The 6584-nt window shown below is 63.0% G+C and carries 7 protein-coding genes; 4 read left to right on the top strand and 3 right to left on the bottom strand.

From position 1 onward, the window contains the following. The 3 genes from E5W70_RS28520 to E5W70_RS28510 all read right to left on the bottom strand — a co-directional run. A partial coding sequence (locus E5W70_RS28520; protein ID WP_292664648.1) for a pseudouridine-5'-phosphate glycosidase occupies window positions 1–308 on the bottom strand: 308 nt, incomplete at its 3' end. A 12-nt stretch (window positions 309–320) separates the two neighbouring features. Further along, window positions 321–1430: a carbohydrate kinase gene (locus E5W70_RS28515; protein ID WP_292664647.1), complete on the bottom strand. Its 1110-nt coding sequence runs from the start codon at window positions 1428–1430 to the stop codon at window positions 321–323. Between the two features lie 244 nt (window positions 1431–1674). Beyond that, complete coding sequence (locus E5W70_RS28510) at window positions 1675–2523, bottom strand: MurR/RpiR family transcriptional regulator (RefSeq protein ID WP_292664646.1); 849 nt, start codon at window positions 2521–2523, stop codon at window positions 1675–1677. A 186-nt stretch (window positions 2524–2709) separates the two neighbouring features. Here E5W70_RS28510 and murA point away from each other — a divergent pair, with 186 nt between their 5' ends. The 4 genes from murA to E5W70_RS28490 form a co-directional block, all read left to right on the top strand. Beyond that, window positions 2710–3966, top strand: coding sequence for a UDP-N-acetylglucosamine 1-carboxyvinyltransferase (murA, locus tag E5W70_RS28505; RefSeq protein ID WP_292664645.1), 1257 nt, complete (start codon window positions 2710–2712; stop codon window positions 3964–3966). After that, entirely contained in the window at window positions 3963–4877 is a 915-nt protein-coding gene (locus tag E5W70_RS28500) for an N-acetylglucosamine kinase (RefSeq protein WP_292664644.1), read from the top strand. Before murA ends, E5W70_RS28500 begins: the two co-directional genes overlap by 4 nt. Before the next feature lie 161 nt (window positions 4878–5038). After that, a complete protein-coding gene (gene murQ, locus E5W70_RS28495) occupies window positions 5039–5962 on the top strand; it encodes an N-acetylmuramic acid 6-phosphate etherase (protein ID WP_292664649.1) in 924 nt (307 codons plus the stop codon). Window positions 5963–6060: 98 nt separating this feature from the next. Next, window positions 6061–6584: ABC transporter substrate-binding protein (locus E5W70_RS28490; protein ID WP_292664643.1), on the top strand; the 524-nt coding region annotated here is incomplete at its 3' end.

Below are 6584 nucleotides of genomic sequence, written 5' to 3'. Positions count from 1 at the left end.
ATCTCGCCGCCACGCACCATGATGGCGGCGAGATCGCGCCCGGAAGCCTTGACCACGCCCTTTGCCGCTGCCAACTCTTCCAGTTCACGGTCATCGAGCCCGACCTTAATCTTGCCGGCGACCACCGCGATCGTGGCGGGCACGGCGCCGTTTTCACGCACCACCGTCTCGACTCCACGGGCCGTTTCCAGATTGGCCGGATGGGGCATGCCATGGGTGATGATAGTCGATTCCAGTGCCACCACCGCGCGGCCTTCATCAAGCGCGGTAGCGACTTCGTCGGTCAAGTGGACAAGGGAAGGTTTCATATCATCTCGCTTTCAGGCAGGAATGCGATACATGCCGGCGGCAAGGAAGCGCGGCGACAGATCAGGATGGACGCTGGATTCGCTCTCGGTAGTCAGCGTGGCAAGCAGCGCGCCGGTGCGCACGGCATGAGCGAGCGGCTCACCCGAAAGCACCTTGTACAGAGTGCCGGCGATCATCGCGTCACCGGCGCCGGTGATGTCGACGGGCTGGGCCGGGACGGAGTGCATGGTCGTCACCCCGCTCTCGGTCGCAACGGCAAATCCATGCGCGCCTACGGTCACGATCACCTCGCCAGCGCCGGCCGCGCGCAGCGCTGCCGCTCCCTCCTCCGGCGTCAGCCGCTTGTCGGCATCCGTCATGCCGAGCATCGTATTGGCCTCGTCATGGTTGGTGAACAGAAGGTCGATGCCGGTCAGGTCCTTCGGCAGCCGCGCTGATTTCGGCGACGAGACCGTGTCGACGGCGAGCTTGAAGCGTGCGCCCTGCTTGCGCGAGATCAGAGCTGCGAGGGTCGCAGCCGGCAGATTGCAGTCGATGAACACCCATGTCGCTGAAGCCAGATGCGGCCAGAAGCGGTCGAGATAGGACGACGAAAACAGATCGAAGATCTCCATGTCGGCAATGCCGAGCACGAGATCATTGTTGCGGTTGAGGATGGCCGCATATTCGGCCGTCGGCCGTTCCGTGGTGGTGATGACCTGACTGACATCGGCGCCAAGATCGCGCAGGTGCCGCACCAGCGAGCGGCCGGTTTCATCGTCGCCGACGATCGAGACGAAGCTTATGTCGACGCCGAGGCGTGCAAGGTTTTCGGCGACGTTGCGGGCAACCCCGCCGAAGCTGCGATAGCCGTCGACCGGGTTCGACGTCTCGAAAATCAGATTCTTCTTGGCGTGGTATTTGCGGTCGAGCACCGCGCCGCCGACGCAGACCATGCGCTTGGACGTCGGCAAGACGTAACCACGGCCGAGAATGTAGCCCTTGTTGACGAGTTGCACGATATGGGCCGCGACCGTCGAGCGGGCGATGCCGAGCACCGTTGCTATGTCCTGCTGGGCGGCGAATGGGTTCGCCGCAATGAGGTCGAGAACCGCTTGTTCCTGTGCTCCAAGGACATCCATTGTTTATCCGGCTCGTCAAATTCGAGACTTTCAATATTCAGACAACAGATGCTGTTGTCAACATTTGTTTGTTTCGCCGCGTTGGCCACCGGCGCCCGCCAGCGGACTCCCTGGGCGGCCTGACGAGGAGAGCGGTTGCGACGCATTGAAGAAAGGTACTTCACCAAAGAGGGCGAAACTTGCTCTTGGCAGCGTGCAGGACCAGGGGAGGACTGAGTGCCTTTACGCGAAACTGCGAAGGCCGCTAAGCCTTCAGCACCGAGACGGCCAGTTCGCTGTTGTGGACGTATTCGTTGGCGTCAGGCTGCTTCTGCACGAGCAGGATGAACAGAAGGTCGGTTACCGTCAGTTGTGCATCACGCGCGGTTATCGATGAAGAGCGCGCGCGCTCTTCATCGGCGATCGTGTAGAGGCGAATGTCGGCAACCCGGCTCAGCGGATTGTCGCGAAGTCCCGTGACGGCGATAACGGTGGTGCCACGTTTGCGAGCGAGTTCGGCTATCCGCAGGGTTTCGATGCTCGCCCCGGAATAGGAGAGCGCGAACAGCACGTCACCTCGTCCAAGCGTCGAGACATTGGCCATTTGCACATGGCTGTCGCTGTCGTGCAGCACGTTGCGGCCGAGCTTCATCAGCTTGTAGGAAAAATCGCGCGCCACCAGCGAGGATGCGCCGACGCCGGCCAAATGAATGCGGCGCGCACCGTTCAAGGCTTCGAGGGCTTTGCCGATTTCCTGCTCGGTGTTGGCCGCGACAGTCTGCTGCATCGACAAAAGCTTGCTGCCGATCAGCTTGCGCAGGATGACCAGATAGCTGTCGCCGACCTCGATCGAACCGTGGATCATGCCAGCCGGCACGTGCCATTCCTGCGACTTGGCCTCGCTGACGGCGAGCTTGAGCTCCTGATAGCTGGCATAGCCGAGCTTCTGGCTGAACTTGACGACGCTCGACTGGCTGCGGCCGATCTCGGCGGCAAGCCCCGCCGTCGATAGGCGGAGCATCTGGTCGGGATTATCGACGATATACCGCCCGATCTCGCGGTCGCCGGGCGCCATGACTTCGAGCTTGGCCTCGATCTTCTTCAGGACGGACACGCGTTCCCCCATTGCCTGTCATCGACAATGCCAAGCCAAGGAATAAATTATTCCGTCTCTGATTGACAGCCAAGAATGATCCATCAAATCTTTACCGGTGCGGTTTCGGCCCAGCCTTCGGGCATGTCGACGATTCGGAGATGAAAGATCGTAGACTCGCCGACAGCTCGGGATTAGGTCAGAGCCATGGACAAATTGCGGATCGTCGGCGGGCACAGGCTTGAGGGCGCGGTGACGATCTCCGGCGCCAAGAACGCGGCCTTGCCGCAAATAGCGGCGGCGTTGCTTAGCCCCTATCCGCTGCAGCTGACCAACCTGCCTGAGGTGACGGATGTCCACAACATGCTTGGCGTCGTCGGGCTTCATGGGGCCGAGGTCACCCGATCGGCGCATGCCGCCACAATCGATACCAGTGCTGCCGTCTCCAGGGAGACAAGCTACGATACAGTCAGGCGCATGCGCGCGACGGTGCTGGTTCTCGGTCCACTGCTTGCCCGCTTCGGCCATGCCCGGGTCTCGCTGCCTGGCGGCTGCGCGATCGGCGCACGGCCGGTCGACATGCATGTCGCCGCACTTGCCGCACTTGGCGCCGATATCGCGATCGAAAACGGACTGATCGTCGCGTCGGCGCCGGGCGGACTGAAAGGCGCGCGCATCGTTTTGAGCTCGCCGTCGGTCGGCGCGACCGAAACGGCGATGATGGCGGCGACGACGGCAAAAGGAGAAACCGAGATCCTCAACGCGGCGCGCGAGCCGGAGGTGGCCGATCTTGCCGCCTGCCTGAACGCCATGGGCGCGCTGATCGAGGGCGCCGGCACGCACCGCATCCTAATCGCGGGCAGCACAGACTGGCGCGCCGCCACGCACGACATCATCCCGGACCGGATAGAGGCCGGCACCTATGCCGTCGCAGCGGCTATCACCGGCGGCCAGCTCGAGCTGACCCACGCGCGGCTCGAGCACATGGCATCCGTCGTCCAGCTGCTCGAAGCAGCCGGTGTGAAAATATGGCCAGGCGACCGCGGGCTGATCGTATCGAGAGACGGGCCACTCAAAGCCGTCGATGTGACGACGGAGCCCTATCCGGGCTTTCCGACCGATCTCCAGGCGCAGTTCATGGCGTTGATGTGCTGTGCCGAGGGCGCTTCGCTGTTGCGCGAGACTATCTTCGAGAACCGCTTTATGCATGTGCCCGAACTGATGCGGCTCGGCGCCAACATCAAGCTGCAAGGCACCATGGCGCTCGTGCGCGGAGGCGAGAAGCTGAAGGGCGCGCAAGTGATGGCGACCGACCTGCGCGCCTCCGTCTCGCTCGTGCTGGCAGCGCTGGTGTCCGAGGGCGAGACGACGATCAACCGTGTGTACCACCTCGACCGTGGCTATGAGCAACTGGACCGCAAGCTCCGGCTGTGTGGCGCCCAGATCGAGCGGATAAGTGGATGAGTTCCGGCGCGGCGTCTCCGCATTATTTCCTGGGCGTCGATGGCGGCGGAACCGGCTGCCGGGCGCGTATCGAAGACGAAGCAGGAATCGTGCTCGGGCAAGGGCTGTCGGGCCCGGCGACAACGCGGCTCGGTATAGAGGCGGCCTGGGCCTCCGTTGCCAAGGCCTTTGGCGCGGCTATCGAAGAAGCAGGGTTCGCGGCGGCGGAAATCGCCGGGATCCGCGCCGGCGTCGGTCTTGCCGGCATCGGCCGTAAGGGTGCGCTTGAGGCGTTTCGCGGCATTGGACATCCCTTTGCGAGCATCGACTTCGTCAGCGACGGCGTCGCGGCTTGCCTTGGCGCGCATTCGGGTCAAGACGGCGCCATCGTCATAGCCGGGACCGGTTCGATCGGGCTCGGCTTTGTCGAAGGGCGCGACCTGCGCGTCGGCGGCTACGGTTTTCCGATTTCCGACGAGGGCAGCGGCGCCGATCTCGGACTGAAGGCAATGCAGCTTGCCTTGCGAGCCCATGACGGCCGGCATGAGCGGACGGCGCTGCTGGCCGAGGTGATGCAGCGCTTCAAGGACGATCCGTTCGAGGCGGTGGCCTGGATGGACCGCGCCAGCGCGACGGACTATGCCGCCATGGCGCCCATGGTGATCCGCCATGCCGACCAGGGCGATCCGGCCGGTCGGCGGATCGTGCAGGGCGCTGCCGACCAGATCGACACGTTCGTGCGGGTGCTGTTCGAAAAAGGCGCGCCGCGGGTTACGCTGCTCGGAGGTCTGTCCAGCCCGCTTGAGCCATGGCTCGCTCCCGACGTCCGCCGACGGCTGAAGCCGGCCGACGGCGATGCGGTTTCGGGAGCCATAATCCTGGCCAGAAAATCCCTCTGCCGCCAGCGACGCCATGCTCGGCGAGGAATATAATATTCCTACTTTCCGTTGACAGAGGGAATATCGAATTCTAAAAAGTTAACGAAGCAGAACCGGCACGGCCGGTACCGAGCCGACGGCCAGGTGCAGGCACTGGACGCCGCTTGCCGCGGGCATCACAGTCCTGCTCGCAGTCGCACTTGAAAGTAGGCGAAGTGGTCGAACAAGGGTTGATGTCGGAGCTGGAGCGGCTGGTTTCCGAGGACCGGAACCCGAAGACGATGGACATCGATCTGTTGCCTACTCTCGAGGTGCTGCGCAAGATCAATGACGAGGACAAAGGCGTTGCGGCAGCCGTCGAGAAGGTCATCCCCGACATTGCTGCGGCCGTGGACCGGATCGTGAGCGCGTTCCAGAACGGTGCACGCCTTGTCTATATGGGCGCCGGCACCAGCGGCCGGCTCGGCGTCCTCGACGCCTCGGAATGTCCGCCGACCTTCGGCGTACCCGAGGACATGGTGGTGGGCCTGATCGCCGGCGGCGTCGACGCGCTGATGCACTCTGCGGAAGGCGCCGAGGACGATCCGAAACAGGGAATAAAGGCGCTGCAGGACATCAAGCTGACCGCCGACGACGTGGTGGTCGGCATCGCTGTCAGCGGACGCACACCTTATGTCATCGGTGGCCTGACCTATGCCAAGGAGGTGGGAGCCACCACCGTGGCGTTGTCCTGCAATCCTCGATCGACCATTGCCGGCATTGCCGATATTGCCATCTCTCCGGTGGTTGGCCCGGAGGTCCTCACCGGCTCGACCCGGCTGAAATCGGGAACCGCGCAAAAGCTGGTGCTCAATATGCTGTCTACCGCCAGCATGATCCGCATCGGCAAGAGCTATCAGAATCTGATGGTCGACCTCAATCCAAGCAACAAGAAGCTCGTCGCCAGGGCGGTCAGGATCGTGATGCAGACGACCGGCTGCGCGGCACAGCAGGCACGACAGGCACTCGATCAGACCGGCAATGATGTAAAACTGGCAATCCTGGTGACGATCACCGGCATGGGCGTCGAAGAAGCACGTAAGGCGCTTGCCAACGCGGGAGGTTTCCTGCGCAAGGCGATAGGCGAAAAGACGGTGTAGGACCGCATGGATACTGGGCCGATGTTCCGGGGCGTGTGTCCCTTTGAAGCGGTCCGGCGAACTGCAAGGCATCAGGTTAACGATAATGGGAGACGACAATGGTACGGCACATTGGCAAGAAACTGCTTTCCGGCATGACGCTCGCGGCAATGATTGGAATCGCCGCGCTACCGGTGCGGGCGAGCGCGGCGACGCTGCATATGGCGTGGTCGCAGGACGCCACGGGTCTTGATCCGCACAAGCAGACGGCATTCTCCTCACTGCGGCTGCTGGAGCTGATCTATGAGCCACTGGTGCGGCTCGACGCAAACCTGCAAATCACGCCCGCGATTGCCGATTCTTGGCAGTTCTCGCCGGACGGCAAGGAGCTGAGCTTCAGGCTCAATCCGAAAGCAAAATTCCAGAACGGCGCCGCCGTGACCTCGGCCGACGTCAAGGCATCGTTCGAGCGCATACTCGACGAGAAGACGGGTGCTGCCGCCCGCGCCAACTTTCTCTCGATCGCCAGCATCGACACGCCCGATCCAGCCACCGTCGTGTTCCACCTCTCGCAGCCGGACGTGCCGATCCTGACGGCGATGAGCGACGTCAATGCGGCGATCGTCCCGGCAAGCGAAATCGC

The organism is Mesorhizobium sp., assembly GCF_005063415.1.
Classification (GTDB): domain Bacteria; phylum Pseudomonadota; class Alphaproteobacteria; order Rhizobiales; family Rhizobiaceae; genus Mesorhizobium.
The sequence above is the reverse complement of the archived record's forward strand: the minus strand, read 5'-3'. Positions and strand labels throughout refer to the sequence as shown.